Source organism: Streptomyces dangxiongensis, assembly GCF_003675325.1.
In the GTDB taxonomy this organism is placed as follows: Bacteria; Actinomycetota; Actinomycetes; order Streptomycetales; family Streptomycetaceae; genus Streptomyces; species Streptomyces dangxiongensis.
In genome coordinates this window covers 406,984-421,907 of record NZ_CP033073.1, presented here as the reverse complement: position 1 = coordinate 421,907, position 14,924 = coordinate 406,984, and the positions used below count along the sequence as shown (strand labels likewise).

Below are 14,924 nucleotides of genomic sequence, written 5' to 3'. Positions count from 1 at the left end.
GTCCGGCACGTCAGGCCCTCAGCAGGCGCCCTCGTCCTGCCAGGCGCCCCACTCCGAGGCGCCGGGCACCTCGTTCTGGGTCCACCACTTGGCCTTCCAGTTGTGCTTGTTGTACGAGACCTCGTTCCCGGCCGTGTAGACCGCCGCCGCGCTCCAGGCGGTCTTGCAGGAGGTCGGGGTGGGGGTCGGGGTGGGTGTGGGCGTCGGGGTCGGGGTGGGGGTGGTGCTCGGCGGGGTGGCGCCGGCGAACTTCACCGAGTACTTGGCGAAGTCCCAGGAGTTCTGGGCCACGCTGGAGCAGGTCCCGGACGTACGGCCACCGTTGTCGGCCGGGGAGCACTGCCGGTCGCGGTTCAGCGACCAGAACGTGAACCGGTCCATGTTGTGGCTCGTGGCGTAGTCCAGCACGGTCTGGAAGTCGGCCTGGGTGAAGTACTCGCCGGTGTCGCTGCGGCCGTTCATGCCCGAGAAGCCCTCGTGGGCGTAGGCGGCGGTCGCCTGGTTCCAGCCGAAGGTGGACTGGAGAATGGAGTTGAAGTTGGTGAGCGCGCCGGTCTGGCTCGCCGCCCCGTTGAAGCCGCCGTCGAACGGCATGATGGAGAAGTTGTTCGGGGTGAAGCCCTGGGACTTGGCCTCCAGGAGCATCTGCTTGCCGAACCAGCCGGTGCCGTCCGCGGTGCCGGCCGTGGTCACGGAGACGTACAGCCCAGGGTTGTTCTGCTGGAGGATCTTGGCGGCGCCGATCTCGTTCTTGATCGCCGCGGTGTTCTCGTACTCCGGCTCCTCCAGGTCGAAGTCGATGGCGTGCAGGCCGTACTTGGTGATGACCTGCTGGTAGGCCGCCGCCGTGGAGGCCGCGTCCGCGCATGCCTGGCCGAGCTTGGTGCCGCCGTACCCGCCGATGGAGACGGAGACGTCACCGCCCTTGGCGCGGATGGTGTTGATCACCGACTGTACGGCCGTGTCCGAGGAGACGGACGACGTGCCGCCCCAAGTGGGAGTGCAACCACCGCCGTTCGGGGCGAGAATGAAGGCAAGCTGGAAGGCCTTCAGGCCGGTGGCGTCCATGATGCCGGCCGGGTCCGGCGGGTCGTTGTCCAGCGGCATCAGGTAGGGGGCGGCGGCGTACCAGCGGTTGCTGAGTGCGGCCGTCGCGCCCGAGGCGCTGCCGGCGACCAGCGCGGTGCTGCCGGCGGCGGCGAGCGTGACGGCTGCCGCCGCGCCCAGACATGCCCGAAGACGTCTCATGCGTGCCTCCAGAGGGTGGGGACCCGGGAACGGGGAGCCCCACCCTCTGGGAGTGGTCGCGGCCACGTCAATAAGTTGGACTAGACCAACTTGCTCTTTGGACTAGACCATACGATTTCTTTACCTGTTGTCGACCAGGCGCACCGTGAACCCGCGGCCGAGCGGCAGCCTCGCCGTGGTGACGGTCGTGACATGACTGCCGGCGTCGTACGACCAGGCCCCGCGCGGCAGCCGGTGCCCGTCCAGCAGGATCCGCGCGGGTGCCGTGCCGCCGTGCACGGTGAACCGGTACGACCGGGCGGCCACCTTGCCCGCGTACTGACCCCTGCTCGCGCCGACCGTCACGGTGGTGCCCCGGGCGCCCTCGCGCAGCGACACCCGCTGGGTGGCCGCGGCGCCCTCGGCGAAGTCACGGGTGACGCCGTCGTCCTCGTACAGCGTGTAGTGGCTGGTGCCGTGTGCGGCCGGGTAGAGGTCCCAGTCCAGTTCGTGTCGGTCGCGGGTCTGCCAACTCGTGGTCCCCTTCGGCCACATGGGCACGATCGCACCCTCGCGGACGAACAGCGGGAGGGTGGCCAGCGGCGCGTGGTAGCCGTCGACCGTGGTGGGGCCCCGGTAGGTGCGGCCGGTCCAGTAGTCCGTCCACGTGCCCTTCGGCAGGTAGATCCCGTCGCGGGTGTCGGCGTTCTCGTAGACCGGCGCGACGAGGAAGTCCGGGCCGGACAGGAACTCGTACGCCGCCCGCGCGCCGAGCGTGGCGGGGTCGTCCGGGTACTCCAGCCACAGCGGGCGCACCGCGCCCACACCCGACCGCGCCGCCTGGGCGGACAGCGTGTACATGTACGGCAGCAGGCGCTCCTTGAGCTGGAGGTAGCTGCGGTTGACGGAGGTGTACGGCTCACCGTCGCGCCAGGGCTGCTGATCGGCGGGCTTGCCGGTGGTGATGTCGGTGGCCCAGCCGTCCATCGTCATGACGGCCGGCAGGAACGCCTTCCACTGGAGGTCGCGGGTGTACATGGTGGCGTCATGGCGGTAGATGCTGCCCACGTCACCGGTGTTGTAGGCGATGCCGGACAGGGTCGCCCCGGCGTACGTCGGGATCTGCCAGCGGATGTAGTCCCAGGACAGCTTCTGGTCGCCGCTCCACAGCACCCCGCAGCGCTGGGCTCCCGCCCAGGACACCGGCAGCCACACGAAGCCACGGGCGTCGCTGTTGTCCTCGATCCCCCGCTTCGCGGCGTCGCAGGCGTCCAGCGCGAACCGGTAACCGTTGCCCACCCAGGCCACGTCCAGCTTGGCCACCCGCTGGCCGGCCCTGACCTGGTCGGCGAGTGCCCCGATGCCGTCCTGGGTCCACAGGCCGAGCTGGGCGTGGTGGTCCCCGAGGCCCTTCCCGGTCTGCTCCAGGTTCTCGTACCCGCAGCCGTACCCGTCGTTGACCAGCATCCAGCCGAGCGGCATCCCGTTCGCGGTGTACCCGTCGGCGGTCTTCAGCGCGTCCAGGGTGTGCCGCTCGCCCCGGTTGGCGTTGTGCAGGTAGCAGTCCGAGTCGCCCGGTTCCAGGCCGTACACGGGCGGCATGAAGGGCTTGCCCACCAACGACGTGTACTCGCCGATGACGTGCCGGGCGTCGCCGAGGAAGTAGTAGGCGTCCAGGCGCCGTTCCTGGTGGCCCGTGGTGACCGGCGAGCCGAAGGTGTACACGCCCGGTGCGAAGGTGTTGCGGAAGACGCCGTAGCCCGCACTGGAGAGGTAGAACGGCTGGGAGTTGTTGTAGCCGCCCTCGTTCCAGTCGAAGCCGTTCGCGACGTGGATGGTCCGCCCGCGGTGCGAGAAGCCGCCGTTCTGCTCGCCGCCGCCGAAGAACTGCTCGTCCGCGCCGCGGACCAGGCTCTGCCGCATCCCGCCGGTCGACCAGCGCAGCGGCTTGTCCTCCTGCCAGATCCGGGTGCGGTCGTCGGGCTCGTACAGCCCGAACCGCAGCGGCTTCTTGTACACGCGCAGCACCGCCTCCGGGGACCGGATGCCGTAGTAGTCGCCCGCGTCGAAGGACGAGGTGTGCCGCTGCCGGGCCGGCTGCCCGCGCACGATGGCGGTGCCGGCCGGATCGCTCAGCGAGCCCGACGGATCGGCCTGGAGCCGCAGTTGGCCGCCCGTCAGGAAGTCGGCGCGGGCCGTGAGCCGCCCGGCCCCGATGGTGTAGCGGCCGTCGCCGCCCGAGAAGGAGGTGAGGTCACCGGCGTCCGCCGTGGCCGGCAGATAGGCGGTCCCCGTGAAGGAGTTGTCGTGCACGTCGTACGGCACCACCACGACCTGGTACGTCCCCGACGCCCGCGGGATCACCGCGGCCTCGGGGTCGGCGGTGCCCGCGCCGGACGCCACCTGCCTGCCGTGGTCGTCGTAGACGTACAGGTCGAAGTCGTCCGAGGGGTGCTCCCAGCCGACCGACAGCGGGACACCGCCCTCGGGGTTGTCGTCCCAGTAGCCGTCCGGCACCGAGACGGTCAGGTCGAAGCGGTCGCAGACCCTGTCGTCGGGGTCGTCGGCGACGCCGGGGCAGTTCTCGGGCCCGGCGCCGGTGCCCTTGGCGTAGACCGGGCTTCGCCAGGTGACGCTGCTGTGGGCCGCGTCGAGCACCGCGCCGGACACGGTGGGGGTGGCGTGGGCGGGGGCCGGAACGGCCAGCGCGGTCCCGGCCAGGGCGGTCGCCAGCCCCAGCGGTATCCAGGCCGGCCACGGCACACGGTGTCGGAGTCTTCGCACGGCGGAACAGCTCCCCTCGCACCTTCACGGACTGGACAGTTCGTACGCGGCGCTGCTCGAAGACGCTCGGAAATGCCATCGATCGAGCAGTTTCACGCACGCAGCGTCGGCGTTGCTCCAGGTTCATGTCAATACCGCGGTGCCGCGCCGCGTTCCGTGGCGGACCTCGGTCGCCTGAGGCACCCTTGACAGACTGCGTACTGTTTCGCCAGGTTCGAGCCATGTCCCACGGTTCGGAATCCGGCCGGGGAAGGGGCACGCGCGGCGGGGGAGCGCGGTCCCGGCAACACTGGCAGGACGCGCCCGGCGCGTCACGGGGGGAGGGGTCGCATGCGGTCCATGAGCCACCATCCACACGCCTCACCGGCCCGTGCCGCCTCCGGTACGCCGCTCGGCGAGCCGGCCGAGGGGCGGGCGAACTGACGTGGCGCTCACCGACGCGGACATCACCGTCCACAGACCCGGTGAACTGACACCCGGCCTGCGCGAGGCCTGGCACCGGGCGATGGACGAGTCACCCGAGTACGCCAACCCCTTCCTGGCACCGGAGTTCGCCGCCGGGGTCGGCCGGTTCCGGCCCGGGGTACGGGTGGCGGTCCTGCGGGAGAGCGGGGAGCCGGCCGGCTTCTTCCCCTATGAGCGGGGGCCGTTGGGCACCGGCCGGGCCGTGGGGCTCGGCCTGTCCGACTGCCAGGCCCTCGTGCACCGGCCCGGAGTCACCTGGAACGTGCGGCAGTTGCTGCGGGCCTGCGGGCTCAGCATCTTCGAGTTCGACCATCTCGTCCGGGAGCAGACGCCGTTCGAGCCCCATGTCACCGGCACCTTCGCCTCACCGGTGATCGATGTGAAGCCCGGCGACGGCACCTACGCGCAGTGGCTGCGCGCGACGTACCCCGGGCTGGCCAGGACGACGCTGAAGAAGGAACGCCGGCTCGGCCGGGACGTCGGCGACGTCCGGTTCGTCTTCGACGAACGCGACCCGGAGGCGCTGCGCACCCTCATGCGGTGGAAGTCCGCGCAGTACCGGAGGACCGGCCGCATGGACCGGTTCTCCCGGCCGTGGATCGTCGGCCTGGTGGACCACCTGTTCCGCGTCCGCGAGGAGCACTTCACGGGGGTGCTGTCCGTGCTCTACGCGGGCGACCGGCCGGTCGCGGCCCACTTCGGACCCCGGTCGGGCACCGTGCTGGCCGCCTGGTTCACCGCCTACGACCCCGCACTCCCCTCGTACTCGCCCGGCCTGATGATGCATCTGCGGACCGCCGAGGCCGCCGCCCGGCACGGAGTGGCCCTGGTGGACCTGGGGCGCGGCGACAAGGAGTACAAGGACTGGCTCAAGACCCGCGAACTCCGGGTCGGCGAGGGCTTCGCGGCCCGCCCCCACCCCGTCGCACTGGCCCGGCGCCTGTGGCGACGCCCGGTACGCGGCCTGCGCAACACGGTACTGGCCCACCCCGGGCTCCGCGAACCGGCCGACCGCCTGCTGAGAACGGCCGGCGCATTGCGCACCCACACCCGCTGAATTACCACTACGGCCGTGCACGTCCCGGGAACGGGGACTCCTGGCAGGGCTGAGCGGACCACCGAGGAACGGGCCGCCCGCCGGCCACCGACCGGTCAGGGGAACCGGCCGGACATGAGGCAGGGACCGCCCGTCGGCACCGCGTCACGAGGGCGGACCCGTGACGCGCGGGGTGCCCGCCACCCCGTCAGTTGATGCGAACGCGCCGCGCCGAAGCGTTCGGCGCACCGTCACGCGGACGGTGTCGCGATGCGCAGGGTCGTCGTCGGGGGCGGGGTCGTCGTGTCGGTGGTGTCGGTGATGTCCGTCCACCAGTCCGCGCCGTCCTCGACGTAGCGCAGCAGGACACCCTCGCGGATCGCCCAGGGGCAGACGACGGCCCGGGGCAGGCCCATCAGCTTCAGCGCCGTGTGCCCGACGACCGCCCCGGCCAGGCTCTGCGCGGCGCGCGGCGCGGAGATGCCGGGTAGCTGGGCCCGCTCGGCGGCGGGCAGCGAGGCGAGCGCGTGCACCGCCTCGCGCAGATCCCGGCACGCCAGCTCACGCTCGACGAACGGGCCGTACCGCCCGGGCGCGGCCCCGCACAACCGGGCTAGCTGCTGGAACGTACGGGAGGTGACGGCAGCGGTGCGTGGCCGCTCCCAGCGGATCCGCGAGGCGACGTCCCGCAGTTCGTGGCGGATCCGGCGGCGCAGCTCCTTCAGCTCGCCCGGTCCCGGCGGATCCTGGACCAGGTGCTCCCGGGTCAGCCGGCTCGCGCCGAGCGGCAGGGACGCGGCGAAGTCGGGCAGCCGACCCCGCCCGAACGCCACCTCCAGCGAGCCGCCGCCGATGTCGAGCAGTGCGAGCGGACCCGCCTTCCAGCCCAGCCAGCGGCGGGCCGCCAGAAAGGTCAGCTCGGCCTCGGTCTCACCCGGCATCGTGCACATGCGGATCCCGGTCCCGGACGCCACCCGTCGCAGGACGTCCGCCCGGTTCGGGGCGTTGCGCACCACCGTGGTCGCGAAGGCCAGCGGGCCCGCCGCACGCCACCTGCGAGCCGTGGCGCCCGCCGCGGCCACCGCCTTCACCAACTGGTCCACGGCCTCGTCGGCGATGGTGCCGTCCGTGCCGGCGTGCTCGCACAGGCGCAGCTTCCACTTGACGGTGTGTACGGGCAGCGGAACACCGCCCTCCACGTCTGCGATCACCAACCGCACCGTGTTCGACCCCGCATCCACCACGCTCACCCGCATGGCCGAGGAGTACCCGTTCAACCGCCGGTCATCCGTGCCACGGGGGGCGTGCCGGTGCACGGGGACCGCGACGCGTGCGTCGGGCACGGCTCGCGCGGCCGTCCGATCCGGGCCGCGAGCGCGGGGCGCACCGGCGTCCGACGTGGTGATCGCGGCACGGTAGTTGAATGATGTGGTGTCGGAAGGCTTGTGGGCGGCTTGACTCATCACTTAAATCAAAACATGAACTAAGCCGCGGGGTCAGCCGCTTGACCCCCGAGCCGTCTGGAGCCGCCGCATGAGACTGAGATCCCTGGGCGTCGCGCTGTCCGCCATGGCAGCGCTGATCGCCCTCCCCGCCACACATCCCTCGGCCGCCGCGGCCGAAACCCCCTTGTCGCAGGGGAGGACGGCCACCGCGTCGTCCGAGGAGAACAACGGCACCACCGCCGCCCTGGGCGTCGACGGCGACACCGGGACCCGCTGGTCCTCGGCCGCCGGCGACGACCAGTGGTTCCAGGTCGACCTGGGCGGCACCGCCACCGTCACCCGGGTGGTCCTGAACTGGGAGGCCGCCTACGGCAAGGACTACAACGTCCAGATATCCGGCAACGGGAGCACCTGGACCGACCTGAAGTCCGTCACCGGCTCCGACGGCGGCCTCGACACGCTCGACGTGTCCGGGCAGGGCCGCTACGTACGGATGCTCGGCGTGCACCGGGCCACCTCGTACGGCTACTCCCTCTGGGAGTTCCAGGTGTTCGGCAGCACGAGCGGCAGCGGGTCCGGCTGCGGCACCGCGAACGCCGCCCAGGGCAGGACCGCCACCGCCTCCTCCACCGAGAACGCCGGCACGCCCGCCTCCGCCGCCTTCGACGGCAGCACCACGACCCGCTGGTCCAGCCAGGCCGCCGACCCGCAGTGGCTCCAGGTCGACCTCGGCTCCGTCCAGGACCTGTGCAAGGTCGACCTGAACTGGGAAGCCGCCTACGGCAAGGATTTCCAGCTCCAGGCCTCCGCCGACGGGCAGAGCTGGAGCACCCTCAAGACCGTCACCGGCGCCACCGGCGGCACGGCGTCGTACGACGTCAGCGGCTCGGGGCGGTACGTCCGGATGCTCGGCACCGCTCGCGGCACAGGCTACGGCTACTCGCTGTGGGAGGTCGCCGTGCACACCGGCACCACCGGTGTCCCGCCGGTCCAGGGCGGCGGCGACCTCGGCCCCAACGTCATCGTCGTCGACCCCTCCACCCCCAACCTCCAGCAGAAGTTCGACGACGTCTTCGCCAAGCAGGAGTCGGCCCAGTTCGGCAGCGGCCGCTACCAGTTCCTGCTCAAGCCCGGCACGTACAACGGGATCAACGCCCAGATCGGCTTCTACACCTCGATCTCCGGACTGGGGCTGAACCCCGACGACACCCGGATCAACGGCGATGTCACCGTGGACGCGGGCTGGTTCAACGGCAACGCCACCCAGAACTTCTGGCGTTCGGCGGAGAACCTCGCCATCAAGCCGTCGAACGGCACCGACCGCTGGGCCGTCGCCCAGGCCGCGCCGTTCCGCCGCGTCCACGTCCAGGGCGGCCTCAACCTCGCCCCGAACGGCTACGGCTGGGCCTCCGGCGGCTACATCGCGGACTCGAAGGTCGACGGCACGGTGGGCCCGTACTCCCAGCAGCAGTGGTACACCCGCGACAGCTCGGTCGGCGGCTGGAGCAACGGCGTGTGGAACATGACGTTCTCCGGGGTCCAGGGCGCCCCGGCGACCAACTTCGACAACGGCCCGTACACCACGCTGGACACCACCCCCGTCTCCCGGGAGAAGCCCTTCCTCTACCTCGACGGTGGCGCCTACAAGGTGTTCGTGCCGGCCAAGCGCACCGGCGCCCGGGGCGTCTCCTGGCCGGCCGACGCCGGCACGGCCCTCCCGCTCGACCAGTTCTACGTCGTCAAGCCGGGCGCCACGGCCGCCACCATCAACGCGGCCCTCGCCCAGGGCCTCAACCTGCTGTTCACGCCCGGCGTCTACCACCTCGACCAGACCCTCGACGTCACCCGCGCCGACACGGTCGTCCTCGGACTCGGTCTCGCCACCCTGGTCCCGGACAACGGCGTCGACGCGATGCACGTCGCCGATGTCGACGGCGTCAGGCTCGCGGGCTTCCTGATCGACGCGGGCTCGGTCAACTCCGACACGCTCCTGCGGATCGGCACGCCCGGCTCCACCGCCGACCACTCCGCCGACCCCACCACCATGCAGGACGTGTTCGTCCGGATCGGCGGCGCCGGACCCGGCCTCGCCACCAACTCGGTCGTGGTGAACAGCAACAACGTCATCATCGACCACACCTGGCTCTGGCGCGCCGACCACGGCAGCGGCGTCGGCTGGAACACCGACCGCGCCGACTACGGCCTGCGGGTCAACGGCAACGACGTCCTCGCCACCGGCCTGTTCGTCGAGCACTTCAACAAGTACGACGTCTACTGGTCCGGAGAACGCGGCCGGACCATCTTCTTCCAGAACGAGAAGGCGTACGACGCCCCGAACGCCGCCGCCGTCACCCACGACGGCATCACCGGCTACGCGGCCTACAAGGTCGCCGACACCGTCACCACCCACGAGGCCTGGGGACTGGGCAGCTACTGCAACTACACGGCCGACCCGTCCATCGTGCAGGCCCACGGCTTCCAGGTGCCCACCACCTCCGGCATCCGGATGCACGACCTGCTGGTGATCTCCCTCGGCGGCCAGGGCCAGTACGCCCACGTCGTCAACAGCACCGGCGCACCCACCTCGGGGACCGGTACCGTCCCGTCCAAGGTGACGTCCTTCCCGTAGACCGTCCCGCGTCCCGGGTGGAGTCCCCGCCCGGGACGCCCGTCAGCCGTCGGAGAGCGACTCGTGCGGAGTCCGCCGGAAGGTCTGCCGGTAGAGGGAGGCGAAACGGCCCGGATGGTGGAAACCCCAGCGGGCCGCGATCGAGGCGACCGTCGTCCCGGTGCCGGGATCGGCGTTCACCAGGTCCTGATGAGCGTGCGCGAGCCGCACCCGGCGCAGATGGGCGAGCGGTGTCGTGCCCAGATGCCGGCGGAAGGCGTACTGGAGCGCGCGCACCGTCACATGGGCCGCGGCGGCGATGTCGGCGACCGTGACGGGCTGGTCGGCGTGGTCGTCGATGTAGGCGAGCGCGCGGCGCAGCATCGCCGGGTGCGCGTCGTGCCGGTCGGCTCCGGTCGGCTCGTCCAGAGCCGTGTTGGGGAACGCGGCCAGGACGCTCGCCGCGAGGTGCTGGGCGGCCGTGGCGGCGATCAGCGGCTGGTCCGCGATCTGGGGGTCGGACAGCACATGGTCGCGCAGATGGGCGATCGTACCGCTCAGTTGGCGGGCCGCCGCGGCCGAGCGCGGCCGGTGACCGGTCAGCCGTACCGGCGGCGAGCCGGCCGGGCCCGCGGCCACCTGGGCGAGCAGCGCCGGGTCCAGCATGGTGACGTTGTAGCGGGCGTGGCAGATCCGCCCCGTGTACGGCAGGTCCGGCGGCGCGAACAGCACCACGTCACCCGGTCCGAAGGTGTCCTCGACCCCCCAGAAGCCATGGTCCCGCACGGTGCCCTCGTGCACCACGCCCAGGCAGATCCGGCCCAGCGGGGACACGGAGTAGCTCATCTCGAAGTCGAGGGCGAGTTCGTCGACGCTCACCGAGGACAGCCCGGCGCGGTGGACGCTGACGTGGCCGGAGCCGGGAGTGGCGCTGGCGATGCGCATCCTGGCGTAGGCCCGGCTGAGGAAGTCCTCCGTCACCTCCAGGTCGTCGCTGTCGAAAGTGAGGGATTCCATACCCGCCCACTTGCCCCTTAATCGCCTGTTCATGTGCCGTCTGACCAGCGATTTTTCGTTTTCGGTACACCGTCCCGCAATGTTGTTCGCCCGGCGGCTGTTTGGGACGGGGCCCGCTGCACAGGGTGATCGCATGATCGGATGTGACGAGCAGGCGGACCGGACCGACGCGCTGCGGGAGGAGGTCGGCCAGCTACGTCAGGCCCTCGTCTCGCACGCGCTGGTCGACCAGGCGATCGGTGTGGTCATCGCCGCGGCCGGTCTGCGCCCGCAACAGGGCTGGGACGTGCTGAAGCACGTGTCGCAGCACACCAATACCAAGATGCGGGAGGTGGCACGCTGCCTGGTGGAGTGGCCCTCCTCCGGCCGGCTGCCGGACGCGATCCGCCGGGCGCTGCCCGCCGCCCTGCGGCAGGTGCGTGCCGCCGCCGACGGACCGGGCGAGGAACGCGAAGTACGGCGCACCGCGCCGGGCTGAGCGGGCCCCACCGCGGCCCGCCGCCGGGCCGCGCGGGTGTATACGGGCAGCCCGCAGCCCGGCGCAGGCCCTCCCACGCGCGCCCGCGCACGTTCGCGTCCCGCAGCACGTCCACGGCCGTGCAGGCCGGCGCCTCCAGCACCGCCGGCAGGGCACGGCGGGCCCGCTCCGACGCCGCCGCCCGGGCGAACTCCGGTGTGCCCACCGGCGTCCTCCCGGCCCGGGCAGGGCGTCGTACTCCAGGGGAACGCCACCACCGGCCCGCCCCGGCCCGAGCGCGCCGTGCACGTGGTCGGCAGGCCCGCGGTCTCCCGTCGTACCTCGAACCCCGCGCGTTCCGGCTCGCCCGTGAGCAGCGCCGCCGCCCGGTGCTCGGCGAACGCGGTCCGGGTCGGCGTGCGGGGCCGACGCCACGGCCCACAGCGCGTCCGCGCGCCGCGCGACCTCCTCCCGGACCCGGTGCTACAGCGGCACAAGTCCTCCTGCGGTTCGGCGGCGTGTGGGCCGTGTGCCGGAGCCGGGTTCCACCGAACGGCTGCACCGGCCCGGCCGGGTTTGGGCACGGCAGTGGGTGCAACACGGTGTACGCGGCACCGACCAGCTCAGGAGGACAGCCATGGATCACCCACGTGTACCCGTCCTGGAAGCTCCGCGGGAGTTCCTGCGACGCGGGGACGTGGGGTTCGGGCCACCCGGGCACACACAGGGCGGCGGGGCCGATCCCCGCGTGGCCGAGATCCTCGGCATCGACGTCTTCCGCTCCGACATGCTCGGCCTCAACGGCCTGGACGACCGCCGCCGGTCCCAAGGTGCGCCGGAACAGGCGGTGCTGCCCCGCGACGCCTTCTTCGGCCCGGCCGAACAGGTGCCCGCCGAAAAGGCCGTGGGCCGGATCGCCGCCGGGACGATCAGCCCCTGCCCGCCGGGCGTGCCCGTCGAGGCGCCGGGCGAGGTGATCACCCCGGAGGTCCTCGATCGTCTGCGCAGCGGCCTTGCCCACGGCTTCCTGATCTCCTACGCGGCGGACCCGACCCCGGAGACCGTGCGGGTCACGGCACGCCCGTGACCCGTCGGCCCCCGGGCCCGCACCGGCCCGTCCCGGACTGCGCGAACCGCCCACGGCGCCTAGGGTGGCGTACGCGGGCGGAGCGGTGCGCGCCCGTTCGGGGCCAGGGACCCCGCCCTGCCGGCGGACTCATCGTCGGCGGGCAGGCACGTGGCCCCGCTGATGGTCCCCGGGTCCGGACCAGCGCGTCCGGCGGGCCCGCCGTCCCGGCAACTCGACAAGAGACGGCCCGGCTTCACCCCGACCGGAGATCTTCGCGATCGCCGGTTTCGGACGCCCCGGCCCGGGGACCCCTGTCCGCAGGCCCCTACGCCCCCTTTCCCGGGCTTTTCCCCCGCCGGTGCCTGCCGCCGGCCGCAGGTCCGGGCCACGACCACCGCGCATCGGACACCCGCCCGCCCCGGGTAGTGGCGGGACCGTCCGTGACCAGTGAAGGAATTGGTGTTGATGAGCGAGACGAACCCCCTGAAGCGAGCGGCGGACAAGGTGGCCGACGCGCTCCAGAGCGGGCCCACGGGCCCGGAGGACGGCATCCCCGGCAAGCCGGGGGCCGAGTCGCCGTCGGTCGCCGAGCCGACCGAACCCCGTGAGCCGCTGCCCCCCAAGCCCGACCAGGGCGGCCCGGCCACCGTCTCGCCGACGGGGCAGCCGACCGGCGCCGACCAGGCGCGGACGGCCCAGAGCGGCAGCTACCTGACCGACGCCCAGGGCGTCCGGCGGTACGACACCGACCACTCGCTCAAGGCGGGCCCCCGCGGCCCGGTGCTCCTCCAGGACCACCACCTGCGGGAGAAGGTCATGCACTTCGACCACGAGCGCATCCCCGAGCGCGTGGTCCACGCCCGCGGCGCCGGCGCGCACGGCGTGTTCCGCAGCTACGGCACCGCGGCCAACGTGACCAAGGCGGCCTTCCTCGCCGAGGACGTCGAGACACCGGTGTTCGTCCGCTTCTCCACCGTGCTCGGCTCCCGGGGCTCCGCGGACACCGTCCGTGACACCCGCGGCTTCGCGACGAAGTTCTACACCAGCGAGGGCGTCTTCGACCTCGTCGGCAACAACATCCCGGTGTTCTTCATCCAGGACGCGATCAAGTTCCCGGACGTCATCCATGCCGGCAAACCGCACCCCGACCGGGAGATCCCGCAGGCCCAGAGCGCCCACGACACCTTCTGGGACTTCGTCACCCTGCACACCGAGGCCACCCACCACACCCTGTGGAACATGTCCGACCGGGGCATCCCCCGCTCGTACCGCACGATGGAGGGCTTCGGCGTCCACACCTTCCGCCTGGTCAACGCCGCCGGCGAGACGACCCTGGTGAAGTTCCACTGGAAGCCCAGGCTGGGCGTGCACTCCCTGGTGTGGGAGGAGGCGCAGATCGCGGGCGGCGTCGACCCCGACTTCCACCGCCGCGACCTCTACGACGCCATCGAAGCGGGCGCCCACCCCGAGTGGGAGTTCGGCATCCAGACCTTCCCCGACACCCCCGACCAGACGTTCGAGGGCATCGACCTGCTGGACCCGACCAACATCGTGCCCGAGGAACTCGCCCCCGTTCAGCCCATCGGACTGCTCACGCTCAACCGCAACCCGACGAACTTCTTCGCCGAGACCGAACAGGTCGCCTTCCACGTCGGCCACCTCGTCCCCGGCATCGACATCACCGACGACCCGCTGCTCGCCGGCCGTCTCTTCTCCTACCTCGACACCCAGATCACCCGGCTGGGCGGCCCCAACTTCCCGCAGATCCCGATCAACCGGCCGCAAGCCCCCGTCAACGACATGCTCCGCGACGGCTTCCACCAGACGGCCGTGCACCGGGGAGTCGCCCCCTACCGGCCCAACTCCCTCGACGGCGGCTGCCCGTTCACCGCGGGCGCGGACATGGGCGCCTACATCGAGACGCCCGTACGGGTCCCGGAGGCGGCCAAGGTCCGTGAGGCCCCCGAGTCGTTCGGCGACCACTACAGCCAGCCCCGTCGGTTCTGGCTCAGCATGAGCCCCGTCGAGCGCGAGCACATCATCGGCGCCTACACCTTCGAACTCGCCAAGTGCTACGAACAGGCCATCAAGGAGAGGGCGTTGCAGACCCTGGCGAACATCGACCCGGAGCTGTGCGCGGGCGTCGCCGCCGGCCTCGGACTGCCCGCCCCCGAGCCCACCGAGCCCCTGGCCGACGTCGAGCCCAGCCCCGCCCTCTCCCAGGTGGGCCGGATCTGGCCCGCCGACGGCCGGATCATCGGCATCATCACCGGCCCCGACGGCGACCTCGACGGCGTCCGCGCCGTGCGCCAGGAGGTGCTGGCCGGCGGCATGGTCCCGCTCGTGGTCGCACCGGCCGGCGGCACCCTCGGCGACGGCGACGACGCCCTGACCGTCCAGCGGACCTATGCCACCGCCCGTTCCGTGGAGTTCGACGCCCTCCTGGTGGCCGGCACGCCCGGCGTGGGCGCCGACGCCTACGGAGCCCGCGACGCCAAGGCGGGCCGGCCAACCGTGCAGCAGGCCACCCCCGACCCGCGGGTCGGACTGCTGCTGGCGGAGGCGTACCGGCACGGCAAGGCCATCGGCGCCACCAGCGGCGGGCAGAGCGCGCTGGAAGCGGTCGGTATCCCGCTCGACGCGCCCGGCGTCGTCACCGGCGACACGGCGAGTGCCGTGCTCCAGCAGCTCACCGGACTGCTCGGCGGCCACCGGGTCTGGGAACGCTTCCCGTCCGCCGCCTGACGCGCCGACGGCCCCTCGGTGACCACGGGTCCGCCCGCGGGTCACCGAGGGGCCGTACGCGACGACACCCC

The 14,924-nt window shown here is 72.1% G+C and carries 9 protein-coding genes; 5 read left to right on the top strand and 4 right to left on the bottom strand.

Annotated features, from left to right (window positions below):
• Positions 1–18 precede the first annotated feature (18 nt).
• Positions 19–1,248, bottom strand: coding sequence for a carbohydrate-binding protein (locus D9753_RS02235; RefSeq protein WP_205614034.1), 1,230 nt, complete (start codon positions 1,246–1,248; stop codon positions 19–21).
• 120 nt (positions 1,249–1,368) lie between these two features.
• Positions 1,369–3,540, bottom strand: coding sequence for a glycoside hydrolase family 31 protein (locus D9753_RS02230; RefSeq protein ID WP_394346795.1), 2,172 nt, complete (start codon positions 3,538–3,540; stop codon positions 1,369–1,371).
• An 895-nt stretch (positions 3,541–4,435) separates the two neighbouring features.
• On the opposite strand from D9753_RS02230, the gene D9753_RS02225 reads away from it, so the two are divergent.
• Positions 4,436–5,533, top strand: coding sequence for a GNAT family N-acetyltransferase (locus D9753_RS02225; RefSeq protein WP_121785474.1), 1,098 nt, complete (start codon positions 4,436–4,438; stop codon positions 5,531–5,533).
• Between the two features lie 230 nt (positions 5,534–5,763).
• On the opposite strand, the gene D9753_RS02220 is transcribed toward D9753_RS02225, so the two are convergent.
• Positions 5,764–6,768, bottom strand: coding sequence for a Ppx/GppA phosphatase family protein (locus D9753_RS02220; RefSeq protein ID WP_163010594.1), 1,005 nt, complete (start codon positions 6,766–6,768; stop codon positions 5,764–5,766).
• 277 nt (positions 6,769–7,045) lie between these two features.
• Here D9753_RS02220 and D9753_RS02215 point away from each other — a divergent pair, with 277 nt between their 5' ends.
• Entirely contained in the window at positions 7,046–9,586 is a 2,541-nt protein-coding gene (locus D9753_RS02215; protein WP_121785473.1) for a discoidin domain-containing protein, read from the top strand.
• 42 nt (positions 9,587–9,628) lie between these two features.
• Here the strand turns inward: D9753_RS02215 and D9753_RS02210 are convergent, their stop codons facing one another.
• Positions 9,629–10,582, bottom strand: coding sequence for a helix-turn-helix transcriptional regulator (locus tag D9753_RS02210; protein ID WP_121785472.1), 954 nt, complete (start codon positions 10,580–10,582; stop codon positions 9,629–9,631).
• Positions 10,583–10,715: 133 nt separating this feature from the next.
• On the opposite strand from D9753_RS02210, the gene D9753_RS02205 reads away from it, so the two are divergent.
• From D9753_RS02205 to D9753_RS02190, 3 genes are all read left to right on the top strand, one after another.
• The gene (locus tag D9753_RS02205; protein WP_121785471.1) at positions 10,716–11,060 is read left to right on the top strand and encodes an ANTAR domain-containing protein; all 345 of its coding nucleotides are present in this window, start codon (positions 10,716–10,718) and stop codon (positions 11,058–11,060) included.
• 616 nt (positions 11,061–11,676) lie between these two features.
• A complete protein-coding gene (locus D9753_RS02195; protein ID WP_121785470.1) occupies positions 11,677–12,126 on the top strand; it encodes an Orn/Lys/Arg family decarboxylase in 450 nt (149 codons plus the stop codon).
• Between the two features lie 447 nt (positions 12,127–12,573).
• On the top strand, positions 12,574–14,853 hold the full coding sequence (locus D9753_RS02190; protein ID WP_121785469.1) for a catalase: 2,280 nt from the start codon (positions 12,574–12,576) through the stop codon (positions 14,851–14,853).
• Positions 14,854–14,924 lie beyond the last annotated feature (71 nt).

Bases quoted from the DNA above. Each gene is read 5' to 3' on its own strand.
- D9753_RS02220 (WP_163010594.1), bottom strand. From the start codon at position 6,768: ATGCGGGTGAGCGTGGTGGATGCGGGGTCGAACACGGTGCGGTTGGTG.
- D9753_RS02190 (WP_121785469.1), top strand. From the start codon at position 12,574: ATGAGCGAGACGAACCCCCTGAAGCGAGCGGCGGACAAGGTGGCCGAC.
- D9753_RS02210 (WP_121785472.1), bottom strand. From the start codon at position 10,582: ATGGAATCCCTCACTTTCGACAGCGACGACCTGGAGGTGACGGAGGAC.
- D9753_RS02235 (WP_205614034.1), bottom strand. From the start codon at position 1,248: ATGAGACGTCTTCGGGCATGTCTGGGCGCGGCGGCAGCCGTCACGCTC.
- D9753_RS02215 (WP_121785473.1), top strand. From the start codon at position 7,046: ATGAGACTGAGATCCCTGGGCGTCGCGCTGTCCGCCATGGCAGCGCTG.
- D9753_RS02195 (WP_121785470.1), top strand. From the start codon at position 11,677: ATGGATCACCCACGTGTACCCGTCCTGGAAGCTCCGCGGGAGTTCCTG.
- D9753_RS02205 (WP_121785471.1), top strand. From the start codon at position 10,716: ATGATCGGATGTGACGAGCAGGCGGACCGGACCGACGCGCTGCGGGAG.